Genomic DNA, 17,278 nt, shown 5'->3' with positions numbered 1-17,278 from the left:
TTGTATAGATAAGCGAGAGGAGCTTAGCGGTGTGATGAGTTGACAAAGATACTCAATGTGCTTGAGTTCATCGCTTTAACATGACAGACCTTTTGTTCAAACTCTCTACGGTTTGAGCGAGTCCTCATCTCGACACAGTGTGACTTTCAACGACTTAGATCACAAAAGTTGCTTGCGCATTAAATGTTTTGACGGTATTGATGTGGAATACTTAATCACTTATTACAAAAATATGGATATTTTGAATTTTGAGGCATTTTTGATTGCCATTACGATTTTGACGCTTACCCCTGGATTGGATACCGCATTGGTGATTCGTAATACAAGCCGTTCAGGCCTTAAGGACGGCTGTACAACTAGCCTGGGAATTTGCTTTGGGCTATTTGTTCATGCACTGTTTTCAGCGATCGGTATTTCTGCCGTTCTGGCTCAATCTGCCGAGTTGTTTCAGATGGTCAAAATGGTAGGCGCCGCTTACTTGATTTGGCTGGGGCTAAGCAGCTTGCGCGCATTGATGAAGTCAAGCAGTGGTATTGCTGTCTCTGAGCAAGCGCATCAAGCATACAGTGGTAAACGTGCATTCCGTGAAGGCTTCCTTTCTAACGTTTTAAACCCGAAAACGGCGGTATTTTATCTCGCATTTTTGCCCCAGTTTGTAAATCCTGAAGGTTCTCCACTGCTGCAATCTATGCTGATGGCATCGATTCATTTCATCATTGCGATGGTGTGGCAATGTGGCTTAGCTGGCGCATTGAACTCAGCAAAAACATTGCTGAAAAACGCAAGTTTCATGAAGTGGATGGAGGGGGCTACGGGGGCTGTACTCGTGGCGCTGGGTATTAAACTACTTGTAGAAAAACCAGCCTAATGCGTGTTCTTATCCGAATTGTCATTGCCTTATTTATCTTTATCGCTCTTATGCTTGGCGTTGTTGCTTGGAAGACGGTACCTCAACTGAACTTCGCTGAAAAAGGAATGAGATGGGATTGGCATTGGTCTTATTTTGAGCCGTTTTCAAATGGCATTCAAGCCACGCGAACGCAGGACACAAAACAGCTGTTGCTACGACGCGTTTATTTGCAAGAGTCAACGGCGGTGTTTGTCGGTACCACGCTAGACAATAAGTTCGAGATTGATGTCGTTAATCAGGAGCTGTGTGAACCAGAAAGCAGTAAATGGGTTTCGGTCTCTGTCAACGGTCAGCCTATGTCTCATGTCCCTATGGTGTGTGAAGGTTCAGGAGAGAGCTACATTTATCGCTTCGTAGGTAACAAGCTAAGAAGTTTAGAATTTGGCATTGATGACCATTTTATTAGAGAGGACTTCAGCCAATGGCCGATTTCGGAAATCAAGGCAGATCAGTTTAAGCAACAACACTCTGCATTCTTTAATAAGCAAGGTGAGGGCGAAGAGCATCAATGGCTAAGAGATTAAACCCTAGATGCTGAGCTTCTATTTGACGTTGAATACAAAGAAAAGAGACAAGCTACTTAGCCTGTCTCTTTTTTCATGTTTTTTAGTCTAGAGGTTGAATGAGTAGGCGAGCGGAATGGAAACCAAGTTGCTCTAAAGATCTAGCGTCGAAGTCTGTTAAAACAGTAACATTGCCTACTTGAATTTGCTGCGGGGTTGAACCTTCAGCCCAATTCAGAGGAGCATCGACGGTTAATTCTTGGCCGACGTCTATCATCCCGGCATATTGTGATTCAGCTGCGAAAGTTCCGGAGACGTGAGAATGGTATGGGCGTAAGCTCTCTCCAGCCGCATATTGCATCAAGGCTAAGCCATGGGTATGAATTGCCCAACTCCAATCCCACCATTTGGTCTCCCCAGGAATGTATCGATGGTCCCATTGATAACGGATGTTTTCGCTGAGTTCGCTTGCTCTTCCCATGGTGAACGTATGAGAAGTGGTCGGTCTATTTTCTGGATGAGTGTGCCAAGCATTGCCACTATGACGTAAAAAACCATCGAACCTCACGCGATAACTGATATCTGTGCGAATACGAAATGGGTACGAAATGTGAGAGCGATACAACTCGATTTGAATTGGTAAAATTGAGTGAGCGGGAATCGTAAGGTTCGCTTCTCGATTTGCTGAACTGGTACTTGTGCCACTGTTGAAGTCCGAGAATAACTGATTGGCATCGACCGATACATTAGGGTGAGTATTCCCAATTTTTGGCCATTGGAATGCATCATCAATGTAAACACTTTGGGCAAATACGGAATGGTCAGTTTTATACCAACTTGTTGATTGGTCGACATCAAACTGAACGTTAATGTGTTTAGGCCTGTCCTGCGTATTGATTGCGTACGCGGTGATCGTTGTCAGTTTTTCCTTGGTTGACTCAGAGACATCGCTATGTGAAAAATGTTTTGGGTTGAGATGATAAGCGAAATCTTGAATGGTAATTTTGGTTTTTTCATCGCATCGGTCACCATTGCATGAGCCGTCACTATTGCCTTGTATTTCCCAGCGACCATTCACGCGGTTGACGACCATGTCATCACCCACAAACTTTCCTTGGTTCCCGCTAAGCCATGCGTAACCAAGGGTATGGGCGAGATAACTGATAGGACGAACAAAGTTCTCATCACTTGCCACAAGGTTATGTTCAATTTCAGTGGTACTACCCTCGGTGATGGGCATTGAGACGTTACGAGGGAGTCCCGCATTTGGATGGATAGGGTGGCACCATGTTTTATCACTCGCTTGTTCAGACTTGATCTCCCCATGATAGCCTTCGCCCATGATTGCCCAGCCATTTTGTAGCCCGACGATGTCCCATGTTTGCATCCGAGACAAAATGGAATCTCTGTGCTCGAGCGCCTCATAATGCGTGATCAAGCGATAACCTGCGCGACATTGGTGATTTTCCAACTTGTCGATAACAAGTTGATCAGAATAGATTTTACCGTGTGCAATCGTCGATAAGAAAGAAAGTGCAAGCGTCATACTGAGCTGCGTACTGACGTTAGGCATATATACAATGTCCTTTATTTTAATGATTGAGTGGGTGCTTTATGGTTTTTTGACCTAAAAGCGGGCGTACTCTTTCATATAAAACAAGTCGAAAAACACTGAAAAAAATTGAAAAATAATTCCTCTTAGTGTCAGAGGGTTAGCCTGATGAGAGTGTCACTTTAGCTGGAAAGATTGATGTTTCTGAAGAACAAGCAGAGGAGGGGTAATCAAAAGCATAGCATTAAATTCTCAAGGCAGAGTTTTCAATACTATGCTGACTCTGATTCGTCGGGACCTAAAGACTAATCTAACCATTTAATGACGTTATCCCACAGCTTTGGGTCGACATCGCTTGCGTCTACAAGTTGCTTGTCCATGAAAGGTTGTTGGTACACCTCAGATTCGCTCATTATACCCAACGCCTTGAACTGACGGAAAAAACGTAAAAGGCGCATGACTCGGTCGAGGCGCTCATCTTGATGAACACAACGATTAATCACAAATCCGATCTTAATTTGACGTGACTTAAAGATATGTTTTTCGATCAGCGTATTGATAAACGGCAAAGAGGCATGAAGATCGATGGGTGAAGGCTGCATGGGAATCACAATGTAATCAACGTATCGCAGATAACGCACTAAGTCGCTCTCCGAAAAATTTGCGGGAGAGTCGATCACCACATAATCCGTGGAGGTGCTTACCTTCAACGTGACTGCAATGTTTGAGAGGCTGCGAAGGGAAGGGTTGTAGCTTTGATTAGGTAATGTATCAATACCTTCAGCCCAGCGATTGGTAGATTGTTGCTTATCGAAATCTACCAGCTCTACAGTATGGCCATTATTGATGAGTTTGCTTGCTAAACTGGCGGAGAATGTCGACTTGCCCACGCCACCTTTTAGGTTCAATACGATGATCTTTTTTGCTTTTGAATAAGCAATACTAGTCTGACGTGGTTTGGCAAATGAAAGCAAACTTTTTCCCCAACAATGATAAATCGAAGCATTATGTCCAAATTGTTAACTTAATTGGTTAGCATTCCATAAAATGATTTATTAATGACACTTATCTCAGTAATGGCTTAAGCGCACAAAAAAAGCCCGTGAAGGGGGAGTCACGGGCAAGGATTAGGGGATTTATTATTATCGTTATTTAACTTAGTCTGCTGCTTGTATGCTCATCTGAGCACCTTCAAAACCAAGAGCGCTTAGCTTGCTAGCATCGAAGTTTGTGGTGACTTCGACATCGCCAACGCGTTGTGTTGTACCTCCAGACAGGGAATCCGTAGAGCGAGCACGTAAACCAAGTGGGCTTGGCTGACCAATTTCTATCGTACCTGCGTATTGTGATTCCGCGTAGAAATCACCAGATACATAAGAGTGGAATGGACGTAAGCTTGCGCCCGTCGCATATTGCATGCTGCCTAATCCTGCTTCACGGATTGCCCAACTCCAATCCCACCATTTTACTTCGCCCGGAATGTAGCGGTGATCCCACTGATAACGGATATCCGCAGATTGCTCGCTGCCTCTGCCCATGGTGAACGTGTGGCTTCTGTACGGGCGATTGTCAGGGTGGGTATGCCAAGCATTACCACTCCAGCGCAAGAAACCATTAAAGTTTACATCGTAACTAATGTCTGCGTTGAATCGGTAAGGGTAGGAAATGGTTGAACGATACAGCTCAATGCGCACTGGCAGTTCAGAGTTCGCAGGCACCATAGGTCGAGCTTGTAAGGTCACGTCTTTGCTGGTGGATGCACCGTTAGAGTTAGAAAAGCTCTGGTTAGCATCGAAGGTGATGCTTAACTTGGTTTTACCAACCAAAGGCCACTTAAATTCGTTCTCGGTTTTGACCTGTTGAGCAAAGCCATAGCTATTGGTTTTTGACCAGTTTGTCGATTCTGTGAGTTTTAAGTCGACAACAATTTGTTGCGGGGTATTACTGTAGTTTCTCGCTGTCGCCCAAACGGTATCGACCAGTTCGCGCTCAGACTCAATTACTTCGCCATGCCAAAAATTCTTATCGTTTAGGGTATAGGCGAAGTTATTCACAGTGATTTTTGTTTTTTCGCCACAACGGTAGCCACTACAAGAGCCGCTGTTGTTGCCTTGAATGACCCAACCGTCACCGACGCGATCGATCTTCATGTCTTCACCCACGTATTGGCTATTGTTACCACCAACCCATGCGTAGCCAAGATAGTGGGCTAGGTAACTGAGTGGACGAACGAAGTAAGAACGGTCGGTCACCAATTCGTATTGGACATCGATCTCGCCACCTTCAGGAACGGCAATGGCAGAATAATTTGGGATTTCAGACTGCGTTTCATCAGGGTAACAAAAGGTCTTACCGTTCGGTAAGTCACGCTTAATCAAACCATTGTAACCCGGTCCCATGATCACCCAATCACCTTTTAGGCCGGTAATTTGCCACTGTCCCATGCGGGCGAGAAGTGCACTTTTTTGTTCTTCCGCTTCATATCGATCAAGTGGGCGATAGCCTGAACGGCAGACATCTTCGCCGAGCTGATCAAGAACGATTTGGTCGGGGTAAATTTTCGCCTGTGCGCCAGTTGCGAATGTAGATAGGATAGCTGCTGACAAAAGGCTGATGTTGATGTTTCGCATGAACGTTCCCTCATGATTGCATTTTTATATTGTTTTATAAGCCGCTCTTGTTGCGGTCATAACCACCTTTTCATGTTGATAGGTTTGATAATACTGAAAATAATTGAAATCTTATTACCCATTTATTCAGCTGCTTATATTGTTTTTATTGTCACTAGCTGGTTGTTGAAATCGATTGCTTTTCATTAATAAGGAAATAGATTCCTCACCAAGTTGGTTTAGAACGTTATTAATTTATGCTTTTAAGCTGAATGGTTTTACTAAAATAATGATAAGGAGAAAGTTTATACGTTTTTAACGGAGTAAAATTTGATGTTTATATCAGTAATTCCTAATCTGTATCGGCGCAATAAAATATAGACACGTTATGAGTAAGGGTAATGAATATTAGTAAGTGCTATTTTTTATAATGATAAATTAGATAAAAAGCAGAGAATAATGATAATTAAACATACCTCATCCATGAGGAATTTGCGGTCGTAACGAAAAGTTCAGATAGCCATTTATCTTTTAGCAAGAAGTTTTGTCCGGCCTGTTTGTTTATCTCTAATGAGTGAGAAAACCTCGTTCTGGTGAATTATCTCGAAGTCGAAATAGATGGGGTCATCATTTAAAACGAGATAGGGCGAGAGGAACGAGTCGTTAATGGCTGGACGTATCTCTTGTACGGATAACAAATTCATTTTGCCCGATATCGATAGGTTTACGTCAGAGTACGGTCGGGACGTGCCTTTGAAGCTCAGGATGATCGGGTTAGACATGGACTCATCTTGTAGTGAGGCAATGTGTGTAATGGTACGGTGATTAACTCGAGTTAACCCATCAATGCGTAGGATGTGATCATCAGGCAGAATATCAACAATACTGTGGTGATAACGATTATCCTCGGCGTTATGGCGACAAGGTAGATTCCAAGCCCCAAGGAACAATAGGCAAGACAGGGCAACAGCGATATAGGGTTTCATCGTCTCTCCTCCGCAACAAACTGAGCAATGGTCTTTGAGGCTTGCTCAAACTGGTCTGGTGTGTAAAACACATTGATTGACTTTCGCGTTTTCTTATTAAGCCATGAGAGCCCAGAAAAGCCGTTGTTTTCTTCAATATAAACAACACATTGGCATTGGTTCTCTGCGAGTAACTCTTGAACTCGGAGTGATAATGAGGTGCTAGGAGACATATAGACTTCAAGCGAGCCCACGGTATGTTCATTGAGCAACTTACTGAACTGAGGGTGGCTATAAGAGCTGTGATATTTACTTGCTACCATTAGAACGGCGGCAAACAAGAAACTCAGTGACACAACATAACAAACTAGGTTTCGATAGCCCGGCTTTTGCTTAGCGGCATACGCGGGCTGAGAGGTTTCTTCTGGTTTAGCTGGAACTATTTCCTCTTTTGGGGCGTTGATGGTGACGAGACACTCATTCAACAAGACGTCCTCCACCAAGCGATATCCGACCTTTGGAACCGTGAGAATAGGGGAGTCTTTGATACCGATTTTGATAAAGCTTTGTCTGAGTACGCTGATACTTTTGGCTAGCGAAGTTTCACCGATGTACTCATTTCCCCAAGCGAATTGAACAATGTCTTGTTTTTTCACAACCTCTGGGGAGCGTTCCAGTAAAAGGGTAAGAATCTGCGATTCTCGGTACCCAATCTTTATTGTTTTTTCACCATTAGAAAGCGTGTTTTTAATAGGGTTATATAAGTTCATACGACAGTTTTTGTTTTTATAATAAGCAAGGGGAAACGAAAAAGAACATTACACTTTACTTTGTGTGAATAGGCGTCACAAAAGTCACATTTAAATATGAATTAGTTAATACCTAATTTTCATTTTATAAAATAAAGCACAATAGTCGCTAAACATCAATCTCGTGTAGTACCAAACTTAAACGAATTGAAAAACTTTCAGATGAATCTCACCTATTTCGTTAATGACATAATGGTTTAGTATCTACTAATTTATAGAACGGCTTATGGTGAAATAATTGTTTTCATATATCGTCATAAGACTTGTTAATTTGTAATATCTTCAGGGTTATTAAGCGAATGGAAAATTAAATGGGGAAAGGGAATTGGAGGTTAGAAAAAGATGGAATTCAAGCCAAGAAAAAGCCCGCTGAATTCAGCGGGCTTAAAGTTTCTAGCTTGGCTTATGCTTTCACTGCATCAAAATCATCCGATTGAGATGACGGTTTGAAGAACAGTTTTGTTTCTTCCAACACCACATGGCGCAGAGCAATCAAACCGATCAGGTTAGGAATTGCCATCAGGCCGTTTACGATATCAGCCAGTAGCCAAATCATATCGAGGTGAAGGAACGCGCCAGATGCCACCAAACCAACGAAAATCAGCTTGTATGGAAGCACCGCTTTGGTACCGAATAGGAACACAACACAACGCTCGCCATAGTAGTTCCAACCAAGAATGGTGGTAAACGCGAAGAACATAAGACCGATAGACACCAGCATTGGGCCGAATGTTTCTGCGTTTAAGCCTACTGCAAACGCATGCGTTGTCATCGCTGCACCAGAGAAGTCACTTTGCCAAGCGCCTGTAAGGATCAAAGCTAGACCAGTCATAGTACAAATGATGATGGTATCGAAGAAGGTACCCGTCATAGAAATCAGGCCTTGCTTAACACAAGAATCCGTTTTCGCTGCTGCGGCTGCCATTGGTGCACTACCCAAACCAGATTCGTTTGAGAATACACCACGCGCGATACCAGATTGGATTGCCAGCATAATGCTCGCACCCAAGAAACCACCCGTTGCTGCGGTTGAGGTGAATGCAGACACCAACACCAACTCAACTGCGCTCAGCAATTGGTCCGCGTTCATGATGATCACACTTAAACACGCCAGCACGTAAAATAGCGCCATTGCTGGAACCACTTTACCCGCTACGCTCGCAATCGACTTGATACCACCTAAGGTTACGAATGCCACTAGTAGCGTCAGGACAAAAGCAGACAGTTCACGGTTTACACCAAGAGAAATCTCGCTTGCATCAAGAATCGCATTCACTTGAGGGAAGGTACCGATACCAAAACAGGCAACGCCCAATGCAAATACCGCGAACATGATAGCCAGCGCTTTCGAGCCAACACCATATTGCAGGTAGTACATAGGACCACCAATCATTTGGCCTTTGTCGTCAACACGACGGTATTTCACCGCAAGAAGACACTCAGCATATTTGGTTGCCATTCCAAACAGGGCAGCTAGCCACATCCAGAATAGGGCACCAGGACCACCAAGTTTGATTGCGGTAGCAACACCAACGATGTTACCTGTACCAATGGTTGCAGACAGCGCAGTACATAGCGCTGCAAAACTAGAAACGTCACCCTGTTTATCAGATGACTTATCTTTACTGAATACCATCGCTAACGCAGTTGGTAGGTGTTTAAATTGGATCAAGCCTAGGCTAAAAGTGAAGTAAACACCGGTACCCACGAGCAAAAGCAGCAGTGGTGGACCCCAGACAAAGTTATCAATGGTTTGAAGTAAAGATTGTAGGTCGTTCATGATTTCCCCTTAATAAAACAACTAATAAGGAGAAGAGGGAAAGGACGAGATCAATGATCTCTAATAGCCACGCTATTCAAAATAAGGCGGGAACGCCAAATAGTTAGGTTGTTACTTTCCACTCCTCTGTCCTTTTGCCTGAGAGTTTCACCCTACACACATGTGCAGGACTTGCTCCTTCGGCGACCGATTTAACGGTTCTCTCCAGAGGTTCCTCCAACTACAGTCCCCGCTACCAAGGTAGCACCTGAAATAGTTAATTCTTCGGCGAGTTACCCTAACTAAATGTTAAAATTTAGTTAATAACCACTCTCCTGCAGTCTTCATCGGAACATTTACTCAATTAAATGAGTAAAGGTTAGTTAATGATGCTGGTCACCATTAACGTGTGAACTCTATCATGTTTTGTTACCATTTCAACACCAAATGAAGATTTATTTTCAGCATATTATGGCGCCTTTGTTGTCTTAGTTTCATAGGTTTGCTGATTAACTAACCAAATGCTTTCTCGGGCTGGCTATTGTTGGTTTGTATAGAAGGGAAGAGATGAATCCTACTTGTCGATGGGAATCGCATGGCTTGGCGATAAGTTGTTCAGTTTAGAACAGATAATTGATCAAAACGGGAGCAATCGCTTCAAAATCTACGCTAAGTTGACCGTAAGCAACGTAGAAATAGGTTACAATGATTCCTTGCAAAGCTGTCTATGGAATCGGATAAGTTCTTATTATTGGACAAGGAGACGGTATGACCAGATTGTTAGCCATAGCGGTATTGATTGGAGTAGCGTTTGTGCTATTTCGTTATCGTACCAACGAAAAAGTCCAAAAGGCGACCGTGATTACTTTGATCGGCGCATTCTTAATTTATACCGCGTCAATCATGATTGCGGAACTCACTCGCTAGCCAACAAGTAGAGTCCTTGGAGTAAGATACGGTGACTTCTCAAAATAATATTGAAGACCAAGACGAAGTAGTTGTTATTGAGGAACGCGATAAGCGTACTCACATTTATATCGCGATTGCGGCCGTGTTAGGTTTGGCATTCGGTGGCTTGGCTGGCTCAGCAATGACAGCAAGCAAGTGGGAATCCACTTATCAAGTGCTGGAAGAAAAGTACCAAGCACTGGCACAAGACAAAACTAACTTGGTCTCTCAAGTGAAAACACGCGAAGCGGGCATAGATAAAGAGATCGACGTAAAGGTTGCGAAGCTGCTGACAGAGAAAGAAGAAGCGCACAAAGCGGAACTGAAAGCACTTCAAGAGCAACTGACCGAAGTCGAAAAAGTGAACTTGTCACTTGAATCTCAAGTGAAAGAGCAGAAAGCGACCTTGAACACGACCAAAAGCGAGAACGACAAGCTAAATCGCCAAGCAGACATGCAAGCGACCATGTTTGAGCGCTCACGTGAAGTGTTCCGTAAAGAACTGCAAATCTCACAGGAACTTGAGTCACTCGAGAAAGAGCGTCAAGCGTTAATGCCGAAGATCGAGAAGCTCAAGAAAGAGTGTGACGTTTTCTTGGAAGGCAAATCTTGGGATGTGAAATCTGACGCGTGTGATAAACACGATGAGGCTAATTCCCGACTAAGCCAAGTTGACCAGCTCATTGAAGTCAACAAAATGGACTTGAAACAGATTAAAGACATCACTGAAGACATGGGCCTGTAGCGCCAACACATAGCGCAACGATTTCCACAGATTCAGAAACAACAAAGGAGCTCAATGAGCTCCTTTTTTATGTGTCATATTTCGCTGAAAGCGGGATCAGATACGAGAGGCATCGTAGCCCGAAGCCAACAGCAATTCGCGCTCATGTTTAATCAGCTGAGCGCGATCTTCAATCAGCTCGTTTAATGCTTGAGAAGGCTTACCTGCAAGTGCTTTGAACGAGTCAAACGACTCAGCGCTGTCGATCTCATCAATCATGCTACTGATGACGTTACGCGCTTCACAAGGGTTATCATTGGTAGTGAAATATTCCACTTGTTTTGCCGCCGATTTCATTTCCGTCAGCAGTTCGAGCGGGCTACTTTCTTTTGCCACAGCCATGTAATTATCAAGTACACGCTTCGCATACAACAATTCTTTTAGTGGGATATCTCGGCCACTTACAATCAGCGATTCATTAAGGATCATACTTGAGCTCATTGGCATTCCTTTTTTATCAATAATTCAAACTTCTTGGGCGTTTGACTGAGTCTAATTTATTGCCGACTGAATGGGAATGCCTAAAAAGCACATTATTAAACGATTTTTCTGATTTTTTACGCCTTTTTAGTGAGTAAATACGCGAATGCGGTGCCCGTCAGGATCAAGTGCAACGAAGTTCCAGCCAAAAACAGAATCTTCTGGCTGTTGTGCAAAGTGCATGCCCTGAGCTCGCCACTCTTCAAACAATGTATCCAGCCTAGATTTGTCTGCCACTGGTATTGAGAGTTCTGTACCGCCTCCAGTGACATCACTACTAGGTACTAATGCATTACTTTGTTTAAGTGTGATAGTGACATTATTTGCGAAATCTAACGCGACAAAACTGGGAGAAAGCACTTTTGGCTCGCACTGAAAAGTTTGCGAATAAAAGTCCTTACTCGCGTTGATATCTGTGACGTAAAGGACGAAAGAATTGATAGTAAACATCGCGGTTTCCATAACTTTTGGGGGGTTGAAAACCGAGCTTACCTAAGAGAAATGACAAGTTATGTCAGGAGTGACCATGAAAAAGGAGCGCATGGTGCGCTCCTTATCTTTATCTAATTCGTTGCCTTGGAAGAATACCAGTTGTTCTGATAAGCCTTAGAAGCAAACAATGCGTTGGCTTTCGCTCGCTCGATAATTGCCGGCTCCACTTCGATAGGTTCCATCGTTTGGTTATCGAAGTTGTATTGCATCGTCGATACCTTTTCTCCCGGAGAGAATACAACAAGATTATCTCGGGTTAGGTAACCAAAGTTTTTGTCGTATTGCATCATGGCACGTTCATCTTCACGCGCGAGAGGCTTGGTAAGGTCACGACCAATCATTGGTGATGTCGCATCCACACCAATCAACGAAAGGAGGGTCGGCGGCATATCTAAGTTATTAGCAATGCGGTCATCTTTACGCGGCTCAACACCTTTACCAATGATCAACGCTGGAATGTGGAAGTGTTTCACCGGTACTAGGTTTGCACCAGAAACACGAGCATCGTGATCAGCAATGACAATGAAAATCGTGTCATCCCAGTAAGATGATTTCTTCGCCTTGTCAAAGAATGTGCCAATCGCATAGTCTGAATACTTAACTGCGTTGTTGCGTGTCATAAATTCAGAATCATAAGGTTCGATCTTGCCTTCTGGATATTCGTAAGGGCTGTGGTTGCTCGAACTGAATACAAGACTAAAGAAAGGCTTGTCTGTTTTAGACAAACGTTCAAATTCTTGGTCTGCTTTGGTGTAAAGATCTTCATCACTTACCCCCCAAGAGCCAACAAATTCTGGGTTCTCATAGTCTTTCTCTTCAATAATTTGATCGAAACCATTGCCGAAGAAGAACGACTTCATATTGTCAAAGTTTGCTTCGCCACCGTAAATGAATTCGGTGTGGTAGCCATTTGCTTTAAGAAGATCGGCAATCGTAAAGAAGTTCGTCTGACTCTTGCTGAGTTTCACCACGGCGCGAGAAGGCGATGGTGGAAAACCGGTTGTCACTGCCTCAATACCACGAACAGAGCGTGTGCCCGTCGCGTACATTTGGGTGAACTGCCAACCTTCAGCCATTAACTTATCGAAGTTTGGTGTTAGTGGAAGACCACCGAGTGAACCAACAAACTGAGCACCTAAACTTTCCTGAAGCAAAATTACCAAGTTCTTTGGTTTACCTTGATAGGTGGCTTTGTTGGTGTTCATCGTTGGTAGCAATGAAGGGTCGAATTCAGACTTAGTTGAAGAGGAGCGAACAAGCTCAAGCATCTTCTGGTTGTCCATCTTGCCATAAAACTGCTCAGCGTTTTTCTCTGATTTCATATTATTCACAGCAAACAGCAATGAATAAGAGGAGTTAAGTGCCAAGTCATTAAGCAGAGGATCATTACAAAATGCCACCATCGCAGGGTTAAGAGGACGGTGACCTAACGAAGAGCGTGCACCGCCGACACCGATCAATACAACCAATATTGCAATCAACGGGCGCCATTTCCAGTTTACTTGCTGAGCATTGTCGGTGAGTTTTTTACTCCATTTCCAACCAAGGAAAAGCGTGATAGCAGTGCCTAGTGCACCAATGAATAGCTCTAACTTGTAACCGGTCCAAAGCATACTGAATACTTCTTTCGGGTAAATTAGGTACTCAACAAACAAGCGGTTAGGACGCAGGTCATACTCTTGAATAAATGGGGCAGTAGCAAGCTCCATGTAAACCAAGATCCACAAACCAGCGACCATCCAGCAGCGGAGAACTAGTTTCCAACATGCACCTATTTTACCTTGTACGGGCAATAGAGCAGAGAGTAAGCCCGGAAGAATGAACAGCCAACAGATAGTCGCGAAGTCTACACGTAGACCCTGACCAAGAATATAGATGAGGTCGTTAAAAGATTCGATTCGGTCAGCGAGCCAAATGGCCAGTAAAATTCGCGAAACAGAGAGAAAAGCGAGCGAAAATAGCGCAAATACAGCAATAGGCTGCAAAGGCCCAAATGCGGGCTTCTTCATAAACAATCCCTAATTTATTGATGTGTAAGACGTTATGCAGCGTTTTTTATCAAATAAAACGTGAAACAAACGTGAAATATAAGGTTTATTTATAAATTTAATCGTAATGATTGGTACGGGTGTGTAAGGGAAGGTAAGGGTAGACAGTCGCAGAGTTACGATCTATTACCTCACTCGCAAAAGGCCATCTTTATAATGAATTGTTCATTCAAGCTGGTTATAAATTTTCATAGATATCTGATGCTTAATTTATATTCAAGTGCATCTCTGTTAATATTGTTGATTTATAAAATACGATTCTAATTAACACCGACACTGAGAAGTGATCGGTGAGTTTATGTCTTACATGTAATTTGAACGTTGACCCGTTATGAAGTAACGAGTGAGACGTCTTGGCTTAAAAATAAATATGGATTTAGCAAATGCAAGAAACAAGCAGTACTCCTTGCGAAGAACAGGTTGGCACACCGACAAATCTTCAACAAACATCGGACAAAGTGACAATGTCCCACCCACGAAAACCGATACTCGATTGGTTTTTGGCTTTCAGCACATTTGGCTTGTACTTCAACTTTTGGCTTTACCGTCGTATAAGAGAAATCAATCAAATCTCGAAAGAAAACTTCAAACCTTGGCTTTGGGTTTTTGTGCCACTCTTCTTCATAGCTCAGGCTTTTGCTTTCCGCAATTTAGACCGCGCGCTTGATGATCTCGAGGGCAGTGCAAAAAAGGGCAGATCAAAATCGATTTATTGGTTAGGCGTATCGGGTTTTATGCTTGCTAACGTTTATTTTTCAATGAGCTCTAAATGGACGACGCCTCTTTGGCTAGAACTCTTAATGCTGTTGGTCTCCGCGTCATCGTTTGCTGCTATTGCTTCTCGAGTCAACGAGTTGAAGCGTCAACTCGTTGGAGTTGAATTTACAGGTAAGGAGCGCGGATACAATGCTTTCGAGTGGTGTGTTGTTCTCATCATGACGCCGCTAATTTTGGCAATGTTTGCTTTCTTAATTGGCTCCACGATGTCCGTTGAAAAGCTCGAAAGTTACTCGGACCGTTCGATTTACACCCAGCCAGAGCATAATTTTCAGCTGACTTTTCATGGTCCGGGGTGGCAACGTGTCGAGAATGGCACCTACAGTGATGGTACGGCTCTCGCTGAGTTTGAAAGTGAAGACTACGATGCATACTTTGTTTTGTTCGATAACAAAGAAATCGAAAATCTTAATGAGCATATGGCATTGCGTCGTGACTGGATTAAAGAGGAGATTGGGAAGTCTGAATGTGAAGAATCGCGCAGCTTTGTTGGTAATGAGTTTGCGTTGAAAGTCGAGCTGGTTTGTAACAAAAAGCTATTTAACGACCCTGCGTCGGGATATGTCACGTTGATCAATACCGGAGATAAAACCTACGAGCTATTGGGTGTTCTTTCTCAACCTAGATTAACTTATCGTTCGAGAAAGCCAGAGTTTGAAGCGATGGCTAGGGAGTTTTCACTACAATGAAGATAAACCGTTTATGTGCGCTTATTGTTGCGACATTGTCTGTTTCCAATAGCGCCCTTGGTAACGATAAGTCAGAAATAGAGTGGCGCCTGTCTCAAGGTGGGTTAAAAGAGTCGCTTTCTCTCATTTCTCAAGATAAGTCTTATTCAGAGATGGTGCAGCTACTTTTAAGCTCGAACTTTGATGTCAAAAAAGATTCTGTCAAAGAAAGCTATACTATCGTCAATTATTTCCCGCGATTTGTGGATATAGAATCCTATGGCACCATGGGCTTATATTTCGATCCTAACTATCAGAAAGTCATCATAAAAGCAGCGGCATCGGTTTCACCAGACGGTAAGGTGAAGCAAATTAATCCTTCTCACGTACAAGTCCTTAATACTGGTGGCTACAATACTTTTTCAAGTCATAAAGAAGTCTCGCTGGCTATTCCTGGATTAGAAGAAGGCAGTATTGCCGTGCTGAAGTACGACATAGTCAGCCAACGAGATCTGATGGAGCCTGATTGGGCTGAAGAGTTATTCACTCAGCAAAATTACCCGATAGAACGTTATGAACTAAACGTGGAGTGGAGCTCTGACTCACCGATTCATTGGCAGGAAAATAGCCGAGAGGTTGAGTGTTCGCAAAGTACTGGCCAATTGCATTGTTCGGGCCAAGACATTCCGTCTTATATTGGTGATTATCAAGTGTTATGGCGTGATGGTGTCGACAGTATTGCTATCGGTTCTTTAGGGACATGGCAAAGTGTGGCGGATAAAGCCAACTTTACGATGAGAAAGGCGTTTGACGACACCACCGGTTTGGATGGGTTGTATTTACAACTGACCAAAGGGGCAACAAGTACCAGTGAAAAAATTGAACGTATTTTGAGCTTTGTTTCTCGTGATATTCGCTATGTATCGCGATCGGAATATGGCCATGCGATGACACCACATGACATTGCCGAAACCATTGAGAATCGATTTGGTGACTGTAAAGACAAGTCCGTACTTCTCATTGGTTTACTTGAGAAAATAGGCTTGAGCCCTGAACTTGTGTTGGTTTCCACAAAGCGTACTGACCCGAGCCGAGTTTTAGTTCCATCAATGAATGCTTTCAACCATGTTGTTGTGTGCTTTGACCACGGAGGCGAGCATTACTGTGTAGATCCTACGGACACACAAACCAACTGGAAATACACGTCTTCGTGGATTCAAAATAAAGTCGCTTTACCACTGTCTAAAGGTGCGTCACTAGGTACGATTCAAAAAAGTCCATACCGCTGGAAGATGACAGCGGAAACCGAGATTTTATTTGATGAACTTGGTGGTCAAAAAGAAGTTCAAGAGCGCACATATACAGGCGAGTTCGCTGCTGTTCTGCGCTCTAATCTTTATGAGTTGAGCGAAAAGGAACGTTTGGAAAAACTGACTGATCAATATGCCGACGTCGTCTCGTCCATTGGCAAACCAGAGTTTGAGATCGAAAATCTTGATTCAATGACGAGTAAAGCGGTGGTTCGTTCAAAGTCGGTCATTGACCCGTTTCTAGTTGTTGGTGAGGGCTTGAACTATGAGGAAGTCGATGCTTGGATTAAAAATGAATTGGACGAGCTAAAGATGTCGAATGAGATATATCCCGCTCTATTCCAAGGCGTCGATATTGTGTCTAAATTTCACTACGATACTAACGGACTTTGGAAGATCACTCATGTTCCAGCTACGTTAGAACTCCGTCACCCCCTAGGTGTTTTAAAAAGGCAAGTTAAGTTGATATCCCCGACGGAGCTTTCCGTGACAACTGAGTTGCAAGTGAAGTCTCGGTGGGTTAAAGCCGATGAGAGGAAGCGATTCAATAAGATGCTAGATGTATTTGCAGAGCAATCGCTGATCAAATTTTACGGCAAGGCGCTTTAGTACGCGTAACGTAATGCTAAAAAGGAGCTCACTTGAGCTCTTTTTTAATTTTATA

15 protein-coding genes and 1 riboswitch are annotated in these 17,278 nt (G+C 43.3%); of the genes, 6 read left to right on the top strand and 9 right to left on the bottom strand.

The annotated features are described in order from the left end of the window. Window positions 1-232: 232 nt before the first annotated feature. Together KIO97_RS12355 and KIO97_RS12350 are read left to right on the top strand one after the other, a co-directional pair. Window positions 233-868: a LysE family translocator gene (locus tag KIO97_RS12355; protein ID WP_012128116.1), complete on the top strand. Its 636-nt coding sequence runs from the start codon at window positions 233-235 to the stop codon at window positions 866-868. Next, the gene (locus KIO97_RS12350; protein WP_012128115.1) at window positions 868-1,434 is read left to right on the top strand and encodes a hypothetical protein; all 567 of its coding nucleotides are present in this window, start codon (window positions 868-870) and stop codon (window positions 1,432-1,434) included. The genes KIO97_RS12355 and KIO97_RS12350 overlap by 1 nt, the downstream gene beginning before the upstream one ends. An 82-nt stretch (window positions 1,435-1,516) precedes the next feature. Here the strand turns inward: KIO97_RS12350 and KIO97_RS12345 are convergent, their stop codons facing one another. The 6 genes from KIO97_RS12345 to KIO97_RS12320 form a co-directional block, all read right to left on the bottom strand. Further along, window positions 1,517-2,986: an aerolysin family beta-barrel pore-forming toxin gene (locus tag KIO97_RS12345; protein WP_285382742.1), complete on the bottom strand. Its 1,470-nt coding sequence runs from the start codon at window positions 2,984-2,986 to the stop codon at window positions 1,517-1,519. A gap of 284 nt (window positions 2,987-3,270) precedes the next feature. Then, the gene (locus KIO97_RS12340; RefSeq protein WP_285382741.1) at window positions 3,271-3,939 is read right to left on the bottom strand and encodes a ParA family protein; all 669 of its coding nucleotides are present in this window, start codon (window positions 3,937-3,939) and stop codon (window positions 3,271-3,273) included. 183 nt (window positions 3,940-4,122) lie between these two features. Further along, on the bottom strand, window positions 4,123-5,595 hold the full coding sequence (locus KIO97_RS12335) for an aerolysin family beta-barrel pore-forming toxin (protein WP_285382740.1): 1,473 nt from the start codon (window positions 5,593-5,595) through the stop codon (window positions 4,123-4,125). Between the two features lie 503 nt (window positions 5,596-6,098). Next, the gene (locus KIO97_RS12330; RefSeq protein WP_005433926.1) at window positions 6,099-6,560 is read right to left on the bottom strand and encodes a hypothetical protein; all 462 of its coding nucleotides are present in this window, start codon (window positions 6,558-6,560) and stop codon (window positions 6,099-6,101) included. After that, window positions 6,557-7,309: a transcriptional regulator gene (locus tag KIO97_RS12325; protein WP_122019707.1), complete on the bottom strand. Its 753-nt coding sequence runs from the start codon at window positions 7,307-7,309 to the stop codon at window positions 6,557-6,559. The genes KIO97_RS12330 and KIO97_RS12325 overlap by 4 nt, the downstream gene beginning before the upstream one ends. A 442-nt stretch (window positions 7,310-7,751) precedes the next feature. Further along, window positions 7,752-9,128, bottom strand: coding sequence for a sodium:alanine symporter family protein (locus tag KIO97_RS12320; RefSeq protein ID WP_005433933.1), 1,377 nt, complete (start codon window positions 9,126-9,128; stop codon window positions 7,752-7,754). A gap of 116 nt (window positions 9,129-9,244) precedes the next feature. After that, window positions 9,245-9,346: riboswitch (glycine riboswitch) on the bottom strand. A gap of 529 nt (window positions 9,347-9,875) precedes the next feature. Between KIO97_RS12320 and KIO97_RS12315 the strand changes: the two genes are divergently transcribed. Together KIO97_RS12315 and KIO97_RS12310 are read left to right on the top strand one after the other, a co-directional pair. Further along, window positions 9,876-10,034 (top strand): hypothetical protein, encoded by a 159-nt coding sequence (locus KIO97_RS12315; protein WP_005434065.1) that lies wholly within the window; start codon window positions 9,876-9,878, stop codon window positions 10,032-10,034. A 31-nt stretch (window positions 10,035-10,065) separates the two neighbouring features. Beyond that, a complete protein-coding gene (locus tag KIO97_RS12310; RefSeq protein ID WP_045381158.1) occupies window positions 10,066-10,800 on the top strand; it encodes a chromosome partitioning protein ParA in 735 nt (244 codons plus the stop codon). Between the two features lie 96 nt (window positions 10,801-10,896). On the opposite strand, the gene KIO97_RS12305 is transcribed toward KIO97_RS12310, so the two are convergent. From KIO97_RS12305 to KIO97_RS12295, 3 genes are all read right to left on the bottom strand, one after another. Further along, window positions 10,897-11,280, bottom strand: coding sequence for a hypothetical protein (locus KIO97_RS12305; RefSeq protein ID WP_005433654.1), 384 nt, complete (start codon window positions 11,278-11,280; stop codon window positions 10,897-10,899). 126 nt (window positions 11,281-11,406) lie between these two features. Further along, on the bottom strand, window positions 11,407-11,769 hold the full coding sequence (locus KIO97_RS12300) for a VOC family protein (protein WP_010648583.1): 363 nt from the start codon (window positions 11,767-11,769) through the stop codon (window positions 11,407-11,409). A 113-nt stretch (window positions 11,770-11,882) separates the two neighbouring features. Beyond that, on the bottom strand, window positions 11,883-13,820 hold the full coding sequence (locus KIO97_RS12295; RefSeq protein ID WP_285382739.1) for an LTA synthase family protein: 1,938 nt from the start codon (window positions 13,818-13,820) through the stop codon (window positions 11,883-11,885). Between the two features lie 422 nt (window positions 13,821-14,242). Between KIO97_RS12295 and KIO97_RS12290 the strand changes: the two genes are divergently transcribed. Next, entirely contained in the window at window positions 14,243-15,325 is a 1,083-nt protein-coding gene (locus KIO97_RS12290; protein WP_285382738.1) for a hypothetical protein, read from the top strand. Further along, window positions 15,322-17,223 (top strand): DUF3857 domain-containing protein, encoded by a 1,902-nt coding sequence (locus KIO97_RS12285; RefSeq protein ID WP_285382737.1) that lies wholly within the window; start codon window positions 15,322-15,324, stop codon window positions 17,221-17,223. Before KIO97_RS12290 ends, KIO97_RS12285 begins: the two co-directional genes overlap by 4 nt. The last annotated feature ends 55 nt before the right edge of the window (window positions 17,224-17,278 follow it).

It is taken from the genome of Vibrio sp. B181a (genome assembly GCF_030248375.1).
Lineage (GTDB): Bacteria > Pseudomonadota > Gammaproteobacteria > Enterobacterales > Vibrionaceae > Vibrio > Vibrio campbellii.
This window is presented reverse-complemented; position numbering and strand designations above follow the sequence as displayed.

Bases quoted from the DNA above. Each gene is read 5' to 3' on its own strand.
- KIO97_RS12305 (WP_005433654.1), bottom strand. From the start codon at position 11,280: ATGAGCTCAAGTATGATCCTTAATGAATCGCTGATTGTAAGTGGCCGA.
- KIO97_RS12355 (WP_012128116.1), top strand. From the start codon at position 233: ATGGATATTTTGAATTTTGAGGCATTTTTGATTGCCATTACGATTTTG.
- KIO97_RS12295 (WP_285382739.1), bottom strand. From the start codon at position 13,820: ATGAAGAAGCCCGCATTTGGGCCTTTGCAGCCTATTGCTGTATTTGCG.
- KIO97_RS12345 (WP_285382742.1), bottom strand. From the start codon at position 2,986: ATGCCTAACGTCAGTACGCAGCTCAGTATGACGCTTGCACTTTCTTTC.
- KIO97_RS12300 (WP_010648583.1), bottom strand. From the start codon at position 11,769: ATGTTTACTATCAATTCTTTCGTCCTTTACGTCACAGATATCAACGCG.
- KIO97_RS12335 (WP_285382740.1), bottom strand. From the start codon at position 5,595: ATGCGAAACATCAACATCAGCCTTTTGTCAGCAGCTATCCTATCTACA.
- KIO97_RS12350 (WP_012128115.1), top strand. From the start codon at position 868: ATGCGTGTTCTTATCCGAATTGTCATTGCCTTATTTATCTTTATCGCT.
- KIO97_RS12285 (WP_285382737.1), top strand. From the start codon at position 15,322: ATGAAGATAAACCGTTTATGTGCGCTTATTGTTGCGACATTGTCTGTT.
- KIO97_RS12325 (WP_122019707.1), bottom strand. From the start codon at position 7,309: ATGAACTTATATAACCCTATTAAAAACACGCTTTCTAATGGTGAAAAA.
- KIO97_RS12330 (WP_005433926.1), bottom strand. From the start codon at position 6,560: ATGAAACCCTATATCGCTGTTGCCCTGTCTTGCCTATTGTTCCTTGGG.
- KIO97_RS12320 (WP_005433933.1), bottom strand. From the start codon at position 9,128: ATGAACGACCTACAATCTTTACTTCAAACCATTGATAACTTTGTCTGG.
- KIO97_RS12290 (WP_285382738.1), top strand. From the start codon at position 14,243: ATGCAAGAAACAAGCAGTACTCCTTGCGAAGAACAGGTTGGCACACCG.
- KIO97_RS12315 (WP_005434065.1), top strand. From the start codon at position 9,876: ATGACCAGATTGTTAGCCATAGCGGTATTGATTGGAGTAGCGTTTGTG.